Origin of the sequence: Rhizobium sp. 18055, from assembly GCF_902706285.1 — a bacterium.
Lineage (GTDB): Bacteria > Pseudomonadota > Alphaproteobacteria > Rhizobiales > Rhizobiaceae > Rhizobium.
This window is the reverse complement of sequence record NZ_CACSKD010000274.1, coordinates 1-443: the sequence shown is the minus strand read 5'-3', so window position 1 is coordinate 443 and position 443 is coordinate 1. Positions and strand designations below refer to the sequence as shown.

Sequence of the window (443 nt, the reverse complement as noted above, 5' to 3'; positions counted from 1 at the left end):
AGTTGACATTGTGCCCGTGCGCGGTGCTCAACAGGCTCTGCCGTGGCACAACTATATGAAAGCAGCACTTGCATACGTCAAATCTAATAAATATGATTCACGCTTTGCTTGCGCACTTGCGTATTTCATGAAAACTGTCCTGATCGTCGACGACCACGCGGAAATCCGCCGCCTGCTGCGCATGACGCTGGAAGACCAGGGGCTGACGCTGCACGAGGCCGACAGCGGCATGGCGGCTCTGGCCATGGCGCACACCCAGCGTCCCGACATCGTGCTGCTCGACGTGATGATGCCCGGCGGCATCGACGGCCTGGAAGTCTGCCGCCGCATCCGCAGCACGCCGTCGCTCGCGCACATGCAGGTGATCATGCTCAGCGCCCGCGACAGCATGCGCGACCGGGACGCCGGACTGCAGGCCGGCGCCGACGAATTCATCGCCAAGC

At 62.1% G+C, this 443-nt stretch carries 1 protein-coding gene; it reads left to right on the top strand.

What is annotated here, in order from left to right:
• Positions 1-55 precede the first annotated feature (55 nt).
• Positions 56-443: response regulator (locus GVL52_RS32120; RefSeq protein WP_244619346.1), on the top strand; the 388-nt coding region annotated here is incomplete at its 3' end.